This is a genomic window from Polynucleobacter sp. JS-JIR-II-c23, assembly GCF_035011225.1.
Lineage (GTDB): Bacteria > Pseudomonadota > Gammaproteobacteria > Burkholderiales > Burkholderiaceae > Polynucleobacter.
The window spans coordinates 620,658-637,786 of the sequence record NZ_JAYGQT010000001.1 but is presented as its reverse complement, the minus strand read 5'-3'; the positions used below and the strand labels follow the sequence as shown (position 1 = coordinate 637,786).

The 17,129-nt window shown below is 46.6% G+C and carries 17 protein-coding genes and 1 pseudogene; 3 read left to right on the top strand and 15 right to left on the bottom strand.

The genetic code is table 11. The features are described 5' to 3' along the window. Positions 1 to 44 precede the first annotated feature (44 nt). The 3 genes from trmD to rpsP all read right to left on the bottom strand — a co-directional run bounded on the left by trmD (position 45) and on the right by rpsP (position 1,731). Positions 45 to 791, bottom strand: coding sequence for a tRNA (guanosine(37)-N1)-methyltransferase TrmD (trmD, locus tag VC159_RS03350; RefSeq protein ID WP_323472720.1), 747 nt, complete (start codon positions 789 to 791; stop codon positions 45 to 47). Positions 792 to 826: 35 nt separating this feature from the next. Then, entirely contained in the window at positions 827 to 1,393 is a 567-nt protein-coding gene (gene rimM, locus VC159_RS03345; RefSeq protein ID WP_323472719.1) for a ribosome maturation factor RimM, read from the bottom strand. A 92-nt stretch (positions 1,394 to 1,485) separates the two neighbouring features. Beyond that, positions 1,486 to 1,731 (bottom strand): 30S ribosomal protein S16, encoded by a 246-nt coding sequence (gene rpsP, locus VC159_RS03340; RefSeq protein ID WP_072583652.1) that lies wholly within the window; start codon positions 1,729 to 1,731, stop codon positions 1,486 to 1,488. Between the two features lie 224 nt (positions 1,732 to 1,955). Between rpsP and VC159_RS03335 the strand changes: the two genes are divergently transcribed. Next, positions 1,956 to 2,486 (top strand): META domain-containing protein, encoded by a 531-nt coding sequence (locus VC159_RS03335; RefSeq protein WP_323472718.1) that lies wholly within the window; start codon positions 1,956 to 1,958, stop codon positions 2,484 to 2,486. A gap of 38 nt (positions 2,487 to 2,524) precedes the next feature. After that, positions 2,525 to 2,971 (top strand): hypothetical protein, encoded by a 447-nt coding sequence (locus tag VC159_RS03330; RefSeq protein ID WP_323472717.1) that lies wholly within the window; start codon positions 2,525 to 2,527, stop codon positions 2,969 to 2,971. A 68-nt stretch (positions 2,972 to 3,039) separates the two neighbouring features. On the opposite strand, the gene VC159_RS03325 is transcribed toward VC159_RS03330, so the two are convergent. The 5 genes from VC159_RS03325 to VC159_RS03305 all read right to left on the bottom strand — a co-directional run bounded on the left by VC159_RS03325 (position 3,040) and on the right by VC159_RS03305 (position 9,268). Next, positions 3,040 to 4,827: an acyl-CoA dehydrogenase gene (locus tag VC159_RS03325; RefSeq protein WP_323472716.1), complete on the bottom strand. Its 1,788-nt coding sequence runs from the start codon at positions 4,825 to 4,827 to the stop codon at positions 3,040 to 3,042. 57 nt (positions 4,828 to 4,884) lie between these two features. Further along, the gene (locus VC159_RS03320; protein ID WP_323472715.1) at positions 4,885 to 5,820 is read right to left on the bottom strand and encodes an electron transfer flavoprotein subunit alpha/FixB family protein; all 936 of its coding nucleotides are present in this window, start codon (positions 5,818 to 5,820) and stop codon (positions 4,885 to 4,887) included. Next, positions 5,821 to 6,570 carry an electron transfer flavoprotein subunit beta/FixA family protein gene (locus tag VC159_RS03315; protein WP_323472714.1) on the bottom strand — a complete coding sequence of 250 codons (750 nt, stop codon included), beginning with the start codon at positions 6,568 to 6,570 and terminating at the stop codon, positions 5,821 to 5,823. An 88-nt stretch (positions 6,571 to 6,658) separates the two neighbouring features. Then, a complete protein-coding gene (locus VC159_RS03310; RefSeq protein WP_323472713.1) occupies positions 6,659 to 8,311 on the bottom strand; it encodes an acyl-CoA synthetase in 1,653 nt (550 codons plus the stop codon). Positions 8,312 to 8,347: 36 nt separating this feature from the next. After that, positions 8,348 to 9,268, bottom strand: a complete 921-nt coding sequence (locus VC159_RS03305; protein WP_072583659.1) for a histone deacetylase family protein — start codon at positions 9,266 to 9,268, stop codon at positions 8,348 to 8,350. A 95-nt stretch (positions 9,269 to 9,363) separates the two neighbouring features. Here VC159_RS03305 and VC159_RS03300 point away from each other — a divergent pair, with 95 nt between their 5' ends. After that, the gene (locus tag VC159_RS03300) at positions 9,364 to 10,614 is read left to right on the top strand and encodes a lytic murein transglycosylase (protein WP_323472712.1); all 1,251 of its coding nucleotides are present in this window, start codon (positions 9,364 to 9,366) and stop codon (positions 10,612 to 10,614) included. On the opposite strand, the gene cysM is transcribed toward VC159_RS03300, so the two are convergent. From cysM to VC159_RS03265, 7 genes and pseudogenes are all read right to left on the bottom strand, one after another. Next, on the bottom strand, positions 10,611 to 11,522 hold the full coding sequence (gene cysM, locus VC159_RS03295; protein WP_215357889.1) for a cysteine synthase CysM: 912 nt from the start codon (positions 11,520 to 11,522) through the stop codon (positions 10,611 to 10,613). The two genes, VC159_RS03300 and cysM, sit on opposite strands and share 4 nt — an antisense overlap. A gap of 41 nt (positions 11,523 to 11,563) precedes the next feature. After that, entirely contained in the window at positions 11,564 to 11,992 is a 429-nt protein-coding gene (locus VC159_RS03290) for a ComEA family DNA-binding protein (RefSeq protein WP_323472711.1), read from the bottom strand. A gap of 88 nt (positions 11,993 to 12,080) precedes the next feature. Then, entirely contained in the window at positions 12,081 to 13,100 is a 1,020-nt protein-coding gene (gene rfaD, locus VC159_RS03285) for an ADP-glyceromanno-heptose 6-epimerase (protein ID WP_323472710.1), read from the bottom strand. After that, positions 13,097 to 14,026: a D-glycero-beta-D-manno-heptose-7-phosphate kinase gene (gene rfaE1, locus VC159_RS03280; protein WP_323472709.1), complete on the bottom strand. Its 930-nt coding sequence runs from the start codon at positions 14,024 to 14,026 to the stop codon at positions 13,097 to 13,099. Before rfaE1 ends, rfaD begins: the two co-directional genes overlap by 4 nt. 11 nt (positions 14,027 to 14,037) lie before the next feature. After that, on the bottom strand, positions 14,038 to 15,402 hold the full coding sequence (locus VC159_RS03275; RefSeq protein WP_323472708.1) for a UDP-glucose/GDP-mannose dehydrogenase family protein: 1,365 nt from the start codon (positions 15,400 to 15,402) through the stop codon (positions 14,038 to 14,040). Between the two features lie 66 nt (positions 15,403 to 15,468). After that, a complete protein-coding gene (lapB, locus tag VC159_RS03270) occupies positions 15,469 to 16,680 on the bottom strand; it encodes a lipopolysaccharide assembly protein LapB (RefSeq protein ID WP_323472707.1) in 1,212 nt (403 codons plus the stop codon). Positions 16,681 to 16,746: 66 nt separating this feature from the next. Then, positions 16,747 to 17,085: pseudogene (locus VC159_RS03265) on the bottom strand (integration host factor subunit beta); the annotation flags it as partial. Positions 17,086 to 17,129 lie beyond the last annotated feature (44 nt).

Sequence of the window (17,129 nt, the reverse complement as noted above, 5' to 3'; positions counted from 1 at the left end):
AAAAACTAAACCACCCATTCACCACTGCAAACTACTGAAAGTAATTACAGAGAGCGAAGAAATTGTTCATCTTCTCGGGTTAGCAACCCTTTGGCTCTAGCCGATTCAATTAAGTCCGGCCTTAACCTGAACGTCAGCTCTATAGACTTCTGCCGACGCCAATCCGCTATTTTAGCGTGATGTCCGCCCAAAAGCACGTCCGGGACGGATAAATTTTCATATATTTCGGGGCGAGTGTAGTGCGGATAGTCCAAAAGACCGTTCATAAAGCTATCCTGGGCGGCAGATTCGCCATCTCCAAGCGCCCCTGGAATCAATCTAATCACCGCATCCATCATCGCCATAGCGGGAATTTCGCCCCCAGAAAGCACAAAATCACCGATAGAAAGCTGTAAATCGACGTTTCGGTCGACAAAACGTTGGTCAATAGCCTCATATCGACCACAAATAAAGCTCAAATTCCCGTAATCCAGGATATCTGCCGCTATCTTCTGAGAAAAACGCTCGCCCTGGGGTGCCAATAAGCAAATTGGGCCTGATTTGATGTTTGCCGCCTGATGGGTCGCCTTAATTCCGGCGACTGTATCTTCTAAGGGCTTGGCCATCATCACCATGCCAGGTCCTCCGCCATAAGCACGGTCGTCTACTGTTTTACGAGGATCAGAGCAAAAGTCACGAGGATTCCAAAGATGAATGTTGACTAAGGATTGTTCACATGCGCGACCAGTAATGCCCCACTGCGTCAATGCAGAGAACATTTCAGGAAACAAGGTGACTACATCAAAGCGCATATCGGTAATTAATTTTGAAATTGATCTTTGCGTTCTTATTGCCAGTCAGACTGCCAATCAAGAGTAATCGTTTTATTTGGCAAGTCGACGTTTTGCACTACTTCTTTTACAAACGGAACCAAATACACAATCGTTTTAGTTTCTGGATTACCAATCGCGATAACACCATGTGCACCATTCTCAGTGACATCAATCACTTCACCAAGGGCTTCGCCTTGCAAATTCACGGCATTGCACCCAATCAGATCAACCCAGTAATAGGAATCACTATCCGCCTTTGGAAAGGCATCACGCGCTACCAAGATACGAGAACCTTTTAATGCGAGTGCCTGATCACGATCAGTTACCCCATCCAGAGTAAGCACCACATTACCGCTATGCATCTTGGCGCTTTTCACTTTGTATTGCTTCAAAGAGGCTTGCTCTAGTGACGCAGAAACGCCCGCATCCCTACGAGGAATCAGGGACAGCCAAATGGATTTAGAAGAAAGAAGTGCTACAGGCTCTGATGAGTGAGGTCTTACCTTCACTTGGCCTTGCAAACCTTGCGCCTCAGATATGGCACCAAGTTCAATCAAATCATTCAGGGAAGGCGTACTCATTTGTAAGACACCTTATTTTCCCAAAATAGAACTACTATAAATTCTGCCGCTAAAAACCTCATCACATAGATGAAGTTTTTAGCAATCGAATATTAAACAGCTGGATTGTTTTTGATCAAACGAACTACTGTTGGGGAAACCTGCGCGCCAACACCAGTCCAGTAAGTCAAACGGTCTTGAGCAATACGCATTGCTTGCTCAGTTGCCGCTGCTTGTGGATTGAAGTAACCAATACGCTCGATGAAATTCGAGTCACGACGGTTGCGTTTATCAGTAGCAACAATGCTGTAAAAAGGGCGCTTCTTAGAACCGCCGCGTGCCAGTCGAATGACGACCATACTTATTCCTTAAAATCTAAAATGAAAACAGGTTGATTACAACCCAATGAAATTTCTACAAAAAACCTTGGGCTCCAGCTCACCAAATAAAGATACGGTAGAGCGGAAAACCTCATATTCTAGACGAAAACCCCTACTTCTTCCACCTATTTAAGCATCTAAGACAGTAGAATAGAATGTCTACTTAGATAAAATATATTTTAAAAACAATAACTTAGGTAAATATGGTCCTTAAATCCAGACTTTTAGACTTCCTCAGAAGACCTTCAAAAGGGTTCTTTCTGACACTTTCTTGCCTAAGTCTTGGACTTTTAAGCGGCTGCGCAAACGTCATCCCTCCATGTGGAGCCAAAATAAGCCCACCAAGCAGCGAACTCAAAAATACCAAATGGGAGCTGACCCGCTGGAACTTACCCCCCAATAGCAATGGAGAGGTGCGCACCCGCCAAATTCCGCAAGGCGATGTCAGCAACCCGATTCAAATCATTTTTGATGCTAGCGGACAACGGCTGAGCGGCTCGACAGGATGCAATCGGTTTACTGCAACCCTTGATGAAGACGCCCGTGGTTTTTCTCTTAAGCAAATCGCTAGCACCAAGATGGCTTGCAACCCTCAGCGCATGGAATTAGAAAATGATTTCCTCTATGAGTTAAATGACTATCGCAGCATTGTGCGCAATGGTGATCAATTACTCATGATCGGCACTGATCGTGAAGTACTCAGTTTTACTCAAAAGCCAAACAACAATAAATAAGCACTCAATTATTCATTAGCAATACCACTGAAAGATTCATGAAAAAATCCAAACTTCTTTTTTGCGCACTCGGATTACTCCTTCCGGGCAGCGGCCTCAATTGTTTTTATCTACAAGGACTTAAATCTTTTTGGGCATGGGTTCAGCTATTTGCCTTGATAGGTGGCGCAGTAGGCTGGGTCATTCTCAAGGACGCCCACTTTCATTCGGCGCCAGGATGGGTGCTCGTTACTTTTGGCTTTATGGCTATTGAAGCAAGCTGGTTAACCACTATTGCCTTTGGTCTTCGCTTAGATGAGAAGTGGGATGCCCAATTTAATCCCGGCATTGAAGATCACCGACGCAGCCGCTCTGGCTGGCTCGAGATACTGACCGTGATTTTCTCTTTGGTATTGGGTGCTGGTGTGATGATGACTTTTTTAGCAGTCTCATTTGAGCAATTCTTCATCTCTCAAATCCATGAAGCAAAAAAGCTATCCCAATAATTACAGATAGCTTTCATTTTGCAAGAGCCGCTCTTAAGAGCGGTTTTTTTATTCTCTTTTGCGCCCTTTTAGAACTGCTCTACTTCTAAGGCATTGGTGGAGTGACCGCTTTCAACAATCGACGTTGCTAGAGCTTGTGCTTGAGGCATGAGATTCTCAGCAAAGAAACGGGCTGTAGCAATCTTCGCATCATAGAATTTTGGATCGCCATCGCGTAGACGCTCAGAAGCTAAGAGCGCCCTCGCCATTTGCCAGCCGCCCAATACCAAGCCAGATAAGCGCAAGTAAGCAAAGCTACCAGCATAGACAGCTTTAATATCTGTCTTTGCATTCGTTACGATGTATGCAACGGCCTGCTCGAAGGCGGCACGAGCTAAGGTGAGCTGTTTGAGCACTGCTTTAGCATCAGCGCTTCCACTGGCAGCTAGATCTTTTTCAGTGGCAGCAATTCTTTGGGAAAGCTCTTTGGCAATCGCACCGCCATCACGAACTGTTTTTCTACCAACTAAGTCATTCGCCTGAATTGCAGTAGTGCCTTCGTAAATCGTCAAGATGCGGGCATCACGGTAATACTGAGCAGCGCCAGTTTCTTCGATAAAGCCCATGCCACCATGCACTTGAACTCCCAGACTAGCCACTTCAATCGACATTTCTGTAGAAAAGCCCTTAACGATTGGGACTAAGAATTCATAGATAGCTTGATTGGCCTTGCGAACCGCTTCATCAGGAGCAGCATGCTGTGCATCATAGGCAGAAGCAGCGTAATAAGCTAAAGCACGTGATGCCTCTATGTAGGCACGCATCGTCATCAACATGCGCTTCACATCAGGTTGATGAATAATTGCAACCGGGCCAGGTGAACCGGTTAGGTCGCGGCTTTGTACTCGATCTTTTGCATATTGAACCGCCTTTTGATAGGCACGCTCCGCCACCGCTACACCCTGCATACCTACTGCAAAGCGAGCCGCATTCATCATCACGAACATATATTCGAGACCACGATTTTCCTCGCCCACTAAGTAACCGATCGCACCACCATGATCACCAAACTGTAGAACTGCAGTTGGGCTCGCTTTAATGCCTAACTTGTGCTCAATCGAAACGCAATGCACATCATTACGTTCACCTAATGAACCATCTTTATTCACCATAAACTTCGGCACTACAAATAATGAGATACCCTTTACGCCCTCTGGTGCATCAGGTGTTCTGGCTAACACCAAATGGATAATATTCTTAGCCATATCGTGCTCACCATAGGTGATATAAATTTTGGTACCAAAAATCTTGTAAGTACCGTCACCCTCTGGAACAGCGCGTGAGCGAACCATCGCAAGATCAGAGCCAGCTTGCGGCTCAGTCAAATTCATTGTTCCAGTCCACTCACCAGAAATCATCTTCGGAACATATTGCTCCTGGAGTTCTGGGCTAGCAGCAGTTAAGAGAGCTTCAATAGCACCATCAGTTAGCAAAGGACATAGTGCAAAAGAAAGATTGGCTGCATTGACCATCTCCAAACAAGCAGTAGAGATCAATTTTGGTAAGCCTTGACCGCCAAACTCAGCCGGATGAATGACACCTTGCCAACCAGCAGCAGCGTATTGCTCAAAAGCTTGTTTGAAGCCAGGGGTAGTTGTTACAACGCCATCTTTTAAGGAACTTGGGGTCTGATCGCCAGCCCAATTGAGGGGCGCCACTACGTCTTGATTAAATTTGGCTGACTCCTCCAAGATCGCAGGGGCTAAATCTACATCCGCACCAGCATCAGCATAGGAGGGGTAGGCAACAACATCTGATAGCCCAGCTAGTTCATTCATCACAAACAACATATCTTTCACTGGGGCTACGTATGGCATTACAACTCCTCTTTATACAGTTTGATACTTAATTAATCTTTAACTTCAATCGTCAACTCAACCAAGTGCTTTTGTTAACTCTGGCACAGCAGTATTCAAATCCGCTACTAGACCATAGTCAGCAACACCAAATATTGGCGCCTCTGGATCTTTGTTGATTGCTACGATCACTTTGGAATCTTTCATGCCAGCCAAATGCTGGATAGCACCCGAGATACCTACAGCGATGTAAAGCTGAGGAGCCACAATCTTGCCGGTCTGACCTACTTGATAATCATTGGGAACGTAACCCGCATCTACCGCAGCACGGGATGCGCCCAAAGCTGCGCCGAGCTTGTCGGCCAAAGGCGCAATGAGTTCCTGATACTTTTCACCAGAACCCAAACCGCGACCACCAGAAACAATAATCTTGGCTGCGGTCAATTCTGGACGATCAGATTTAGTCAGCTCACGACCAACAAAGGATGATGAAGCCTTACTATCAGCGGCAGCAGCTTTTTCTACAGCAGCCGAACCACCAGTAGCGGCAACTGGATCAAAACCAGTAGTACGCACAGTAATCACTTTGACTGGATCGGTGGATTGCACGGTTGCAATCGCATTGCCCGCATAAATTGGACGCTCGAAAGTATCCGCAGAGATGACTTTGGTAATGTCAGACAACTGTGCTACATCTAACTTAGCAGCAACGCGTGGCAAAACATTCTTCCCATTAGCTGTTGCAGGAGCGAGAATATGGCTATAGCCATTCGCAATGGAGAGAATCTGCGCAGTCAAAGGTTCAGCCAATTGATCAGCCAAATTAGCGGCATCAATTTGAATGACTTTGCGCACACCAGCAATTTGCGCTGCGGCAGCTGCGGCAGCATCAGCACCACTCCCAGCAACGAGCACATCCACCTCAGGAGAGCACTGCAAAGCAGCTGCTACAGCATTAAGGGTTGCCGCTTTTAATGATTGATTGTCGTGTTCAGCAATAACAAGTGCAGCCATTTAGATCACCTTCGCTTCATTTTTGAGTTTTTCTACAAGGGCTGCCACATCAGCAACCATCACGCCAGCAGAGCGCTTTGGCGGCTCTTCTACTTTAAGTGTTTTCAGGCGTGGGGCAATATCGACACCCAATTCTTCAGGCTTCACGATATCAATTGTTTTCTTCTTGGCCTTCATGATGTTCGGCAAAGTGACATAGCGTGGTTCATTCAAGCGCAGGTCAGTGGTAATCACTGCTGGCAAAGATAGTGCAATCGTTTCTAAGCCGCCATCGACTTCGCGAGTCACAGTGGCCTTGCCGTCCGCAATCACCACCTTAGATGCGAATGTAGCTTGCGGAATGTCGAGAAGACTTGCCAACATCTGGCCAGTCTGATTGCTATCGTCATCAATGGCTTGTTTACCAAGAATGATGATTTGCGCTTGCTCTTTATCAGAGAGCGCCTTGAGAATCTTCGCTACTGCTAAAGGTTGCAGCTCTGCATCTGTCTCCACCAGGATGGCACGATCCGCACCAATTGCTAAAGCGGTACGTAGGGTTTCTTGGCATTGGGTTGCGCCTGCAGTCACTACAACCACTTCAGTTGCGACACCCGCCTCTTTTAAGCGCACTGCTTCCTCTACTGCGATTTCATCAAAGGGATTCATACTCATTTTGACGTTCGCCAAATCAACACCAGAGTTGTCTGATTTCACCCGAATTTTGACGTTGTAATCTACAACGCGTTTTACAGCTACTAAGACTTTCATCCCTCAAACCTCTCCAATAATATATAAATCGAGGATAAACCCTCAATAAAAAGCACGATCGTTTTATTTTACCTGAATATTTGCCAAATTAAACATCAATTGCGGTAGCTGAACCCGCTTGTTTCCGAAGCTCAAACTTCTGAATCTTGCCAGTCGAGGTCTTTGGTAGTTCACAGAACACAATGGCTCTCGGAACCTTAAAGCCTGCTAAATGCTTTTTACAGTGGGCAATAATCTCCTCGGCAGTCACTTCTGAGCCAGGTTTGATTTCCAAGAAGGCACAAGGCGTTTCACCCCACTTAGGATCAGGCTTAGCAACCACTGCAGCAGCGTTAATAGCTGGGTGTCGATAGAGTACATCCTCAACCTCTACAGAGGAAATATTTTCACCTCCAGAAATAATGATATCTTTGCTGCGGTCCTTCATCTTCACATAGCCATCTGGATTCATTACTGCTAAATCACCCGAGTGAAACCAGCCACCTTCAAATGCCTCTTGGGTTGCTTTTTCGTTCTTCAGGTATCCCTTCATGGCGATATTGCCCTTGAACATAATTTCACCCATGGTTTCACCATCCGCTGGTACGGCTTGCATGGTTTCTGGATCAAGAACAGCAATTGCCTGTTGCATGTGATAACGCACACCTTGGCGTGCATTTAAACGAGCACGCTCACCGATATCAACATTATTCCACTCCTCTTGTTTAACGCACACAGCTGCCGGCCCATAGGTTTCAGTCAAACCATAGACGTGCGTTAAATCAAATCCTAACTTTTCCATACCCTCAATAATCGATGCAGGTGGTGCGGCGCCAGCAATCAAGCCCTTCACGCCCGCAGGAACACCTGCCTTCAATTCGTCTGGCGCATTGACTAATAAGTTATGCACGATAGGTGCTGCGCAGTAGTGGGTCACACCATGTTCTTTAATTGCCGCAAAAATATGTTGCGCATCAACCCGACGCAAGCAGACGTTGACACCAGCGCGAGCGGCGATAGTCCATGGGAAGCACCAACCATTGCAATGGAACATTGGCAAAGTCCAGAGGTAGATGGGATGCTTATTAATATCCCAGTCCAGCACATTGGAAACGGCATTAATTGCAGCGCCACGATGGTGATACACCACACCCTTAGGGTTACCAGTAGTTCCTGATGTGTAGTTCAAGCAAATCGCTTGCCACTCATCTGCGGGAACTTGCCATGCAAAATTTGGATCCCCTTCGGAAAGTAATTTCTCATAAGTGAGTTTGCCTAACTTCTCGCCAGGAACATCAAACTCTTTTTCTTCAACATCTACCACCAAGAAATCACGACCAGAATCTTTCTTAGCAATCTCAAGCGCTTTTTTCATCACCCCTGAAAATTCAGGATCAACGATGACTACCTTTGCCTCGCCATGATTCAGCATAAAGGCCAGTGTCTCTGCGTCCAAACGAGTATTAAGAGCATTCAAAACTGCGCCCGCCATCGGAATACCAAAGTGGGCTTCTACCATTGGGGGTGTATTTGGCAACATCACCGCCACCGTGTCACCCAAACCAACACCATGCTTTTGTAAGGCGCTAGCCAAGCGACGGCAACGCTCATAGGTTTGCGCCCAGGTCTGACGCAATTTCCCATGAATGACGGCAGTTTTATTGGGGTAAATTTCTGCTGAGCGCTCTAAAAATAAGAGCGGTGTAATTGGGGTGTAGTTGGCTGGATTGCGAGCCAAACCTTGTTCATAAATATTTGCCATCTTCAGCTTTCGATTTCTGTTTTACTAAATTTTTTATTAAATATCTGCTAGCGCTTTAATATGAGCCACCACACTGCGGCCCAAAGCAGAGAGGTTATAACCACCCTCTAAGCAGCTCACAATGCGTCCTTGCGCATACTCATTAGCAATCTCTTTTAAACGTTTGGTAATCCAGACATAGTCATCCTCCACCAAGCCCATCTGACCTAAATCATCTTCGCGATGGGCATCAAACCCTGCTGAAATAATCACGAGCTCAGGCTCAAAATTACGTAAAGCTGGCAGCCATTGCTCTTCCACAATGGAGCGCACCACATCGCCCCGAGTCGCAGCAGGCAAAGGTACGTTGACCATATTGTTAGCATGATCAAGGCCGCTATAGGGATAAAAAGGATGTTGAAAAAAGCTACACATCAAGACATTAGGGTCATTGAAAAAGGCAGCTTCAGTACCGTTGCCATGATGGACATCAAAATCAACGATGGCGACACGCTCAATGCCGTATGTTTCCATTGCATATCGCGCAGCAATCGCCACGTTATCAAATAAACAAAATCCCATAGAACGCGTTGGCTCCGCATGATGTCCTGGCGGTCTTACAGCACAAAATACGTTCTCAACCTCACCCTTCATCACAGCATCTACGCCCGCAATAGCAGCGCCTGCAGCTCTGAGTGAAGCTCTGTAAGTATGGGGATTCATAATGGTGTCACCATCGAGCATGAAATACCCGCTCTCTGGGGCACGATCTCGAACAAAAGAAACGTGGTCAGGACTATGGACCAATTCCAATTGGTCTTCAGTGGCCAATGGCGCATCTAAATGATGCAAAAATTGATCAACACCGCTGCGAATCAGTTGATCATTGATCGCCTGAATTCTCTCTGGACACTCTGGATGATGGCTTCCCATCTCATGTTTCAGAAAGTCTGGATGAGTTATGTATCCTGTTGTCATTACTCGAAATCCTCAATAGCAAATTTGTAATTTTTATAATCTAATTAAACGTGCTCAACATTCGAAAATCCAATACCAATAAAAATATCTTAAGTATGAACTTTCGCGTCTCCTACCTACTGCTTGCTCTTGCGTTAGCAGGGTGCTCTAGCACCCCCACGCAGCCAACCCAATCACAACAGCCCATCGTAAACCAGACTGACGATGCCGCTACCGATGCGCGTTTTAGCCAGAACCTCAACGAACTCCTTACCCAGGTCTCCCAAAACCAAGAAATCCCACTCCCAGCCCTAGAAATGGGCTTCCTAGATGCTAAAACGGTTCCCTCAATTCGGAAATTGGTATTACCCCCATCGGGTACATTTAAGAAGAATTGGCTGGCTTATCGCAAACGCTTTATTGAGCCCGTACGCCTTAAGGCTGGCAGGGTCTTTTGGGATCAAAATCAAGCTTTTTTGAGCCAAGTTGAGCAAGAGTCAGGGGTACCAGCTGAGATTATTGTGGCCATTATTGGCATCGAGACCATCTATGGGCGCCAAACTGGTAATTTCAGGGTGAAAGACGTTCTATCTACCCTCGCCTTTAGTTACCCAGATACCCCTAATAAACCAGCACGTGAGCAACTCTTCAAGGACCAACTCAAAGAACTCATTCTGATGTGCTGGACTGGGGCGGGTGGCAAGCCGCCCTCCAAAAATAGTAGTCAAGGTATCAATAGCGCACGCTTTAATGCCTGCCTAAATCAGAATAGCTCTTATGCTGGCGCCATCGGTCTGCCCCAGTTCATGCCCAGCAGTATTCGCAGCTTTGCAGTCGATGGTGACGGCGATGGTCAAATTGATTTAAAGCAAAGCCCTAAGGACGCTATTGCGAGTGTTGCCAACTTCATGAAAAAACATGGCTGGCAACCCGGTATGCCGATTTCATTTCCAGTTCAAGAAAATGGCATCAGCGCTTCCAAAGCATTGGCTGATGGTGAACCGCAGTTGAAATTTACTGTAAAAGAGCTCATTGAAAAGGGAATATTGACTCAACAACAAGGTGATCTACAAAGTGGTGGTGTAGAGCCGCAAAGCAAGGCTTTCATCGTTGACCTACCGTATCCTGATAAAGATGGCGCAGACCAAGTGCAATATTTTGTTGGCTTAAATAATTTTCTGACGATAGTGCAATACAACCGCAGTTATTTCTATGCGCAAAGTGTTGCTGAGTTTGCCCAAGCCCTAGGATATAAAAACCAAAGTGTTGTGCCAGTAGAAAACCCAAGCAAAGCTGGCGGCTCAAAAACGGCTACTGAAAAGTCTAAGCCTAAGAAGTCCAGCGCTAAGAAAAAAGTAAAGTCTTAAGCCGGAAAAACACCAGTAGATAGATAGCGGTCACCACGGTCGCAGACAATAAAGACGATCGTGGCATTTTCAACTTGACGGGCAATGCGCAAAGCCACTACCAAGGCACCTCCAGCAGAAATACCGCAGAAAATACCCTCTTCTGCTGCCAAGCGACGGGCCATCTCCTCTGCATCCGCTTGCGAAACATACTCAATCAGATCCACCTTATCGCCTTGATAAATCTTGGGCAGGTACTCGGGTGCCCACTTCCGAATACCAGGGATCTGTGAGCCCTCTTCTGGTTGTGCACCAATAATCTGAATCGCAGGATTCATGGACTTCAGATAAGTGGAGACTCCCGTAATGGTTCCAGTGGTACCCATGGCGGATATGAAATGGGTGATCTGCCCATCAGTATCTCGCCAAATTTCTGGTCCAGTAGTTTCTATATGTGCTCTCGGATTGTCAGGGTTGGCAAACTGATCAAGTAATCTGCCGCGACCTTCTCTTTGCAGTTGCAAGGCATAATCTCTAGCAAATTCCATACCGCCAGAGGCTGCGGTCAATATTAATTCAGCACCATAAGCCGCCATACTTTGACGACGTTCAATACTTTGATTTTCTGGCATGACTAAAATCATTTTGTAGCCAAGCATCGCTGCGGTCATTGCTAAAGCAATGCCCGTATTACCGCTGGTTGCCTCAATCAATGTATCGCCAGGTTTAATCTCACCGCGCTCTTGTGCGCGTGAGATCATCGACAGCGCAGGTCGGTCCTTCACCGACCCGGCTGGATTATTTCCTTCCAACTTACCCAAGATCACATTATTGCGATTCTCGTTTTCTAAACCAGGAATACGCTGCAAACGAACTAAAGGCGTATTGCCAACAGTCTGCGAAATGGTAAGGTAGGAAGGTTTGCTCATAAAGCCATTTTAGCCATAAGCCGCCTTACACTCGGAAGGGTTTAATTTCTGCGACCCGATCCCGAACGCTCCTGCTGATTGCGAGGACTAGCTTGATTACGAGAATGGCGTCGGCCAGATGCTCCGCCCTCTTTCTTCGTGCGGCCATTAGGCTCCCGAAAGGAGCTAGGGGCTTCAATAGTTAAACCGTTATCCACCATTTTTTCGACTGATTTCATACCAATGCCACGAACCCGCTTCTGCAGATCATTGGCATCCTGAAAATGACCGCCATCCAAACGTTCAGCAATAATGGTTTTTGCCTTAGCAGGGCCAATACCCTTAATGCTCTCAAGCTCCGTTTGAGTGGCAGTATTGACATTAATAGGTGAAGCGTAAGCCGCCCCAGAACCCAATACCAATACAGTTAATGCTAGTGCTATAGCTCTAACTAAAGTCTGAACTTTACCCAAAGTTAAATTTTTGATCATCTTCTCTCCTGTAGTAAATAAAAAATCCACGGACACAAAGTGCGCGTGGATCGTTTACAACGAAGAGAAACTACTTTTGTTGACTGACTTACAAGGGGTTAGCCAGAAAACCAGCATTGGCCTCCAACCACTCGATATATTTTCCTACACCCTGCTCCACATTGAGGAAGGGTTCCGTATAGCCAGCCGCTCTGAGCTTGGTGAGATCAGCTTGTGTAAAGCATTGATATTTACCTTTGAGCGCATCCGGAAATGGAATGTACTCAATGGCTTTTTCTTTGACTAGCTCTTGTAGAGTTGCAGGCGCCGCTTTATCTAACTTACGCATAGAGTTAGCTACGGCATGCGCTACATCATTAAAAGGCTGTGCGCGACCGCTACCTAAATTGAAGATGCCACTGATTTCTGGATGATCCAGGAAGAAGAGGTTTACTTTAACTACATCCTCAACAGATACAAAGTCGCGACTTTGCTCACCAGGTGCATAACCACCGTACTCACCAAACAGCTTTACATGACCATTGGCTTTGTATTGGTGATATTGATGAAAGGCAACTGAAGCCATACGACCTTTATGTGACTCACGAGGGCCATAAACATTAAAGTAACGAAAGCCAACAACCTGCGCTGTATTTGCTTTTTCAGCAAAGCGCTTACGCATGACTTGATCAAATAAGAACTTAGAGTAGCCATAAATATTAAGAGGCTTCTCATGCTCACGACTTTCTACAAATACGTCTGAGCCTCCATAAGTTGCAGCAGAAGAAGCATAGAGGAGTTGTACTTTTTGCTCAGTACAGATATCCAATAAATCCATGGTGTAGCGATAGTTATTCGCCATCATGAAAATACCATCAGTCTCCATGGTGTCAGAGCAAGCACCCTCATGAAATACTGCCTTAACCTTACCAAAACGACCACTTCTAAATGCCTCTAGAAACTCATCCTTATCGAGGTAATCAATGATGTCCAAATCGGCGAGATTGCGATACTTATCGGCAGGACGAAGATCGTCCACTGCAATGATATTTTTCTCGCCACGCGCATTGAGCGCTTGAACAATATTGGCGCCAATAAATCCAGCTGCGCCGGTTACGATAATAGTCACTGTAATTCCTCTGAAGTAACGGTTGCAGTTCCCAGCTTACCAACAACGATGCCACCTGCACGATTTGCAAGTGCCATGGCTTTTTCTAAAGGCCACTTCGCAGCTAAGGCTACAGCCAATGTTGCAATCACAGTATCGCCAGCACCAGAGACATCAAAAACTTCACGCGCCTGCGCTTTAACATGGCTCACCCCGGATTCGGTATACAGGCTCATTCCATCCTCGGAACGCGTTAGGAGCAAGGCTTGTAAGTCAAGAGACTTTCTAAGGTCTTGAGCCCTCTTAGTCAAATCTTCTTCACTTGTCCACTGACCAACCACTTGACGTAATTCACTACGGTTGGGCGTTAAAACAGTGGCGCCACGATACTTCTCATAGTCTTCACCCTTAGGATCAACCAAGATCATTTTGTTTTGCGCTCTAGCCTGCTCAATCATATGAGCTACTTGGCCCAATGCGCCTTTGCCGTAATCAGAAAGTATGACTACGTCAGCAGCACCAACGAGTTTTTCAAAACGCTCTAATTTATGCGCAAGCGCTTTTGCACTGGGGGTTTCTTCGAAGTCCAAGCGAATGAGTTGTTGCTGACGAGCAATTACACGGAGTTTCACAATGGTGGGAACATCTGCATCAATTTCTAATTGACTATCCACACCACCGGCTTTTAATAGCTCAACTACACGCTTGCCAGGTTCATCATTACCAACAATACCGAGAATAGTTGCTTTAGCGTCTAGTGCGGCTACGTTACGAGCTACGTTGGCAGCACCGCCTAGACGCTCATCAATCTTGCCTACCTGCACCACCGGCACAGGTGCCTCAGGAGAAATACGATTAGTATCGCCAAACCAATAGCGATCGAGCATGACATCACCCACCACTAGAAGGTGGGCTTTAGAAAACTGTTCGCGGTTTGCTTTTTCCATTTGCGTCTACTTTAATTATGTCTACCAATGCCATGGTACTCAATACCTAATTCTTGCATAGAAGCTGGCTCATAGAGGTTGCGGCCATCAAAGATCACTGGGCGCTTGAGTTTTTCCATCACTTGCTCAAAGTCTGGGCTTCTAAAGGCTTTCCACTCGGTCACAATCACTAGGGCATCGGCATCATTTAAGGCGCTCATGGGGTCATCGGTCATCGACACTTGGGCAAGACCTGTTGGGTTGCCCTTAAAGTCTACTTCTAGCGCATGCCCTGCTTCTGGCATAGCTACTGGGTCATGGGCCACCACTTGAGCGCCGCGTTTAACCAATTCTTGAATGATCACACGACTAGGTGCTTCGCGCATATCGTCGGTATTGGGTTTAAAGGCTAAACCCCACAGTGCAAACTTCATACCCTTGAGGTCTTTACCAAAGCGCTTTTCGATCTTTTCGACCAAGATGTACTTTTGCAGTTCATTGACGGCTTCTACGGCATCGAGGATCTTCAGGTCCCTGCCATGTTCTTTAGCAGTCTTGGATAAGGCAGACACGTCTTTTGGAAAGCAAGAGCCGCCATAGCCGGTACCGGAATATAAAAAGCCATAGCCTATGCGTGAGTCTGAACCAATACCTTGACGCACTGCTTCAATATCAGCGCCTACTAAGTCAGCCAAGTTGGCTAACTCATTCATAAAGGAGATACGGGTCGCTAACATTGCATTAGCAGCGTATTTCGTGAGCTCCGCACTTTTGACATCCATGTAGTAGGTACGCTCATGGTGACGATTAAAGGGGGCGTAGAGCTTGCGCATCTGCTCTTTGGCATGCAATCCTGCGGGAGTACTTTCAGTGCCAATCACAATACGATCTGGGCGCATAAAGTCTTCTACTGCAGCGCCCTCTTTAAGGAACTCAGGGTTAGAGACTACTGAACACAGTTCTGGAGATAAGTTTCTTTTTTCTAGCTCTTCAGTTATGGCTGATTGAACTTTATCGGCAGTACCTACTGGCACAGTGGACTTATCGACAATCACTTTAGGGGTAGTCATATGGCGACCAATATTGCGCGCGGCTGCTACTACGTATTGCAAATCAGCTGAGCCATCTTCATCGGGAGGCGTACCTACCGCGATGAACTGAATTTCACCATGAGCAACTGAGGCTGCAATATCAGTAGAGAACTGTAAACGGCCAGCAGCTCTGTTGCGCTCAATCATCTCTTTTAGGCCTGGCTCATAAATGGGCACTCCGCCAGAGTTGAGAATATCGATCTTTTTGGAATCGACGTCAACGCAAAAGACATTATTACCCTGCTCAGCTAAGCATGCGCCTGTAACCAGACCTACGTAACCGCTACCGATGATGGTGACTTTCAATTGATCTCCATTAAGCTTTTATTTGAATACATCATTACATATTGAAATCATGACGGATTAATTAATTTACATAGAAGGGCCGCTTGGTGCGGCACCTTCACTACGTCTTGGAGAGTATGCCTCCCAATGATTACAACCGGGGCATTGCCAATAAAACCTTCTTGCTCTAAAGCCGCAATTGCCGCATGTATAGCGAGCCAAGCTAGTGGTACGTTGACGCAAAAGATTCAAAATGGACTGTAACTCCAACAGTCTTTCTGGGCTGGCGCTACCCTCTTCTAATGCAAGACGAGTTTCAGCCATCTTGGACAAGGCAATCAGGGTTGGTGAATGCTGCATCACATCAGACAACATCGCATTTGCTGCCTGTGGACCCCGAATTTTCATCAGATGCTTGTGCACGATATCGAGCAACTCACCAGTAGCCTGAGTTTTTAGCAATTCGCAGAGGCGATCTAAACCAGCGCCCTCTTTATTAATTGCTGCGTGAGCAAGCATCCAACGATCGGCTAACAAATGCATATAAGCGGGGTGAGAACTAGCAATCACACTCCAAGCCTCAATCGCTTGAGCTGGTCGATCTATTGCCATTAAGTAATCGCCTTGCAAAATCAAAGCACGTGCATGATTCGGTACAGCCTGAAGGGCGCGTTGTATGGATTGCTCCGCCTCAACCAAGTCTTTGCGACGCAAGGCTTCTTGACCAAGCTCACAGTGAAATTGAGCGATTTCAGTATGGTGCGATTTACCTTGGAGCCCTTCAAGTTCGCTTGCAGCAATGATGGCTTTTTTCCAATCATGCTCAATTTGATACATCTCTAACAAGCTTTCTTTTGCAGGCTCAGCATACTTGCCATCGCCGACCCGATTTAGGGAGGCTTCTGCGCGGTCAAGCAAACCTGCCCGCAAAAAGTCACGGCCCAACTCATAGGCAGCGTGGTCACGATCGCGGGGCTTTAGGTCATCACGATTAGCAAGGTGTTGATGAATGCGAATAGCACGCTCTGTCTCACCACGACGGCGAAATAAATTACCTAATGAGAAATGCAATTCAATAGTCTCTGGATCTAACTGGGCAATTTTGACTAAGGTTTCAATCGCTTGATCAGGTTGCTCATTGAGCAAAAGACTCAAGCCTTTAAAGGTAGAGCGCTGCTGACGCATGCGCTCACGCTCATCCATACGATTTTCAAGACGCAAGTCCCAGCGGGCCGCTAACCAGCCGATACCAAACATTACTGGCAGCAGGAGCAACCAAGGAGTAGCTATCTGAATCATAGCGTGCAGAATTTAAATAAAAAAATGGCCCGAATGGACCACTGAGGTTGAGCCTGAATCTTAGGCACCAGAACCCTCTTTGGGGCCCGCCTGCTTCAACGGCTTGTAATCTACTCGCTCACGCAACTCTTTGCCAGGCTTAAAGTGGGGAACGCGTTTTTCTGGAATCAATACTTTCTCACCAGACTTTGGATTGCGACCAGTGCGTGCAGGACGATGGTGAAGCACGAAGCTACCCACGCCGCGCAACTCGATACGCTTGCCCTCAGCCAAAGCATGAGTCATTGTGTCCAGCAAAGTTTTTACCGCCAACTCCACATCCCTAGGCAGAAGCTGCGGAAACTGTTCCGCGAGGCTCTCCACTAGTTCGGAGCGGGTGATTGCTTGTTGCTCTTGATCTGTCATGATCTATCAATAAAAAATCGCCGCTCTCCTAATGGAAAGCGGCG

Excerpts from the sequence above, each read along its gene's own strand:
- trmD (WP_323472720.1), bottom strand. The coding sequence starts at position 791 with ATGCGCTTTGATGTAGTCACCTTGTTTCCTGAAATGTTCTCTGCATTG.
- rimM (WP_323472719.1), bottom strand. The coding sequence starts at position 1,393 with ATGAGTACGCCTTCCCTGAATGATTTGATTGAACTTGGTGCCATATCT.
- rpsP (WP_072583652.1), bottom strand. The coding sequence starts at position 1,731 with ATGGTCGTCATTCGACTGGCACGCGGCGGTTCTAAGAAGCGCCCTTTT.
- VC159_RS03335 (WP_323472718.1), top strand. The coding sequence starts at position 1,956 with ATGGTCCTTAAATCCAGACTTTTAGACTTCCTCAGAAGACCTTCAAAA.
- VC159_RS03330 (WP_323472717.1), top strand. The coding sequence starts at position 2,525 with ATGAAAAAATCCAAACTTCTTTTTTGCGCACTCGGATTACTCCTTCCG.
- VC159_RS03325 (WP_323472716.1), bottom strand. The coding sequence starts at position 4,827 with ATGCCATACGTAGCCCCAGTGAAAGATATGTTGTTTGTGATGAATGAA.
- VC159_RS03320 (WP_323472715.1), bottom strand. The coding sequence starts at position 5,820 with ATGGCTGCACTTGTTATTGCTGAACACGACAATCAATCATTAAAAGCG.
- VC159_RS03315 (WP_323472714.1), bottom strand. The coding sequence starts at position 6,570 with ATGAAAGTCTTAGTAGCTGTAAAACGCGTTGTAGATTACAACGTCAAA.
- VC159_RS03310 (WP_323472713.1), bottom strand. The coding sequence starts at position 8,311 with ATGGCAAATATTTATGAACAAGGTTTGGCTCGCAATCCAGCCAACTAC.
- VC159_RS03305 (WP_072583659.1), bottom strand. The coding sequence starts at position 9,268 with ATGACAACAGGATACATAACTCATCCAGACTTTCTGAAACATGAGATG.
- VC159_RS03300 (WP_323472712.1), top strand. The coding sequence starts at position 9,364 with ATGAACTTTCGCGTCTCCTACCTACTGCTTGCTCTTGCGTTAGCAGGG.
- cysM (WP_215357889.1), bottom strand. The coding sequence starts at position 11,522 with ATGAGCAAACCTTCCTACCTTACCATTTCGCAGACTGTTGGCAATACG.
- VC159_RS03290 (WP_323472711.1), bottom strand. The coding sequence starts at position 11,992 with ATGATCAAAAATTTAACTTTGGGTAAAGTTCAGACTTTAGTTAGAGCT.
- rfaE1 (WP_323472709.1), bottom strand. The coding sequence starts at position 14,026 with ATGGAAAAAGCAAACCGCGAACAGTTTTCTAAAGCCCACCTTCTAGTG.
- lapB (WP_323472707.1), bottom strand. The coding sequence starts at position 16,680 with ATGATTCAGATAGCTACTCCTTGGTTGCTCCTGCTGCCAGTAATGTTT.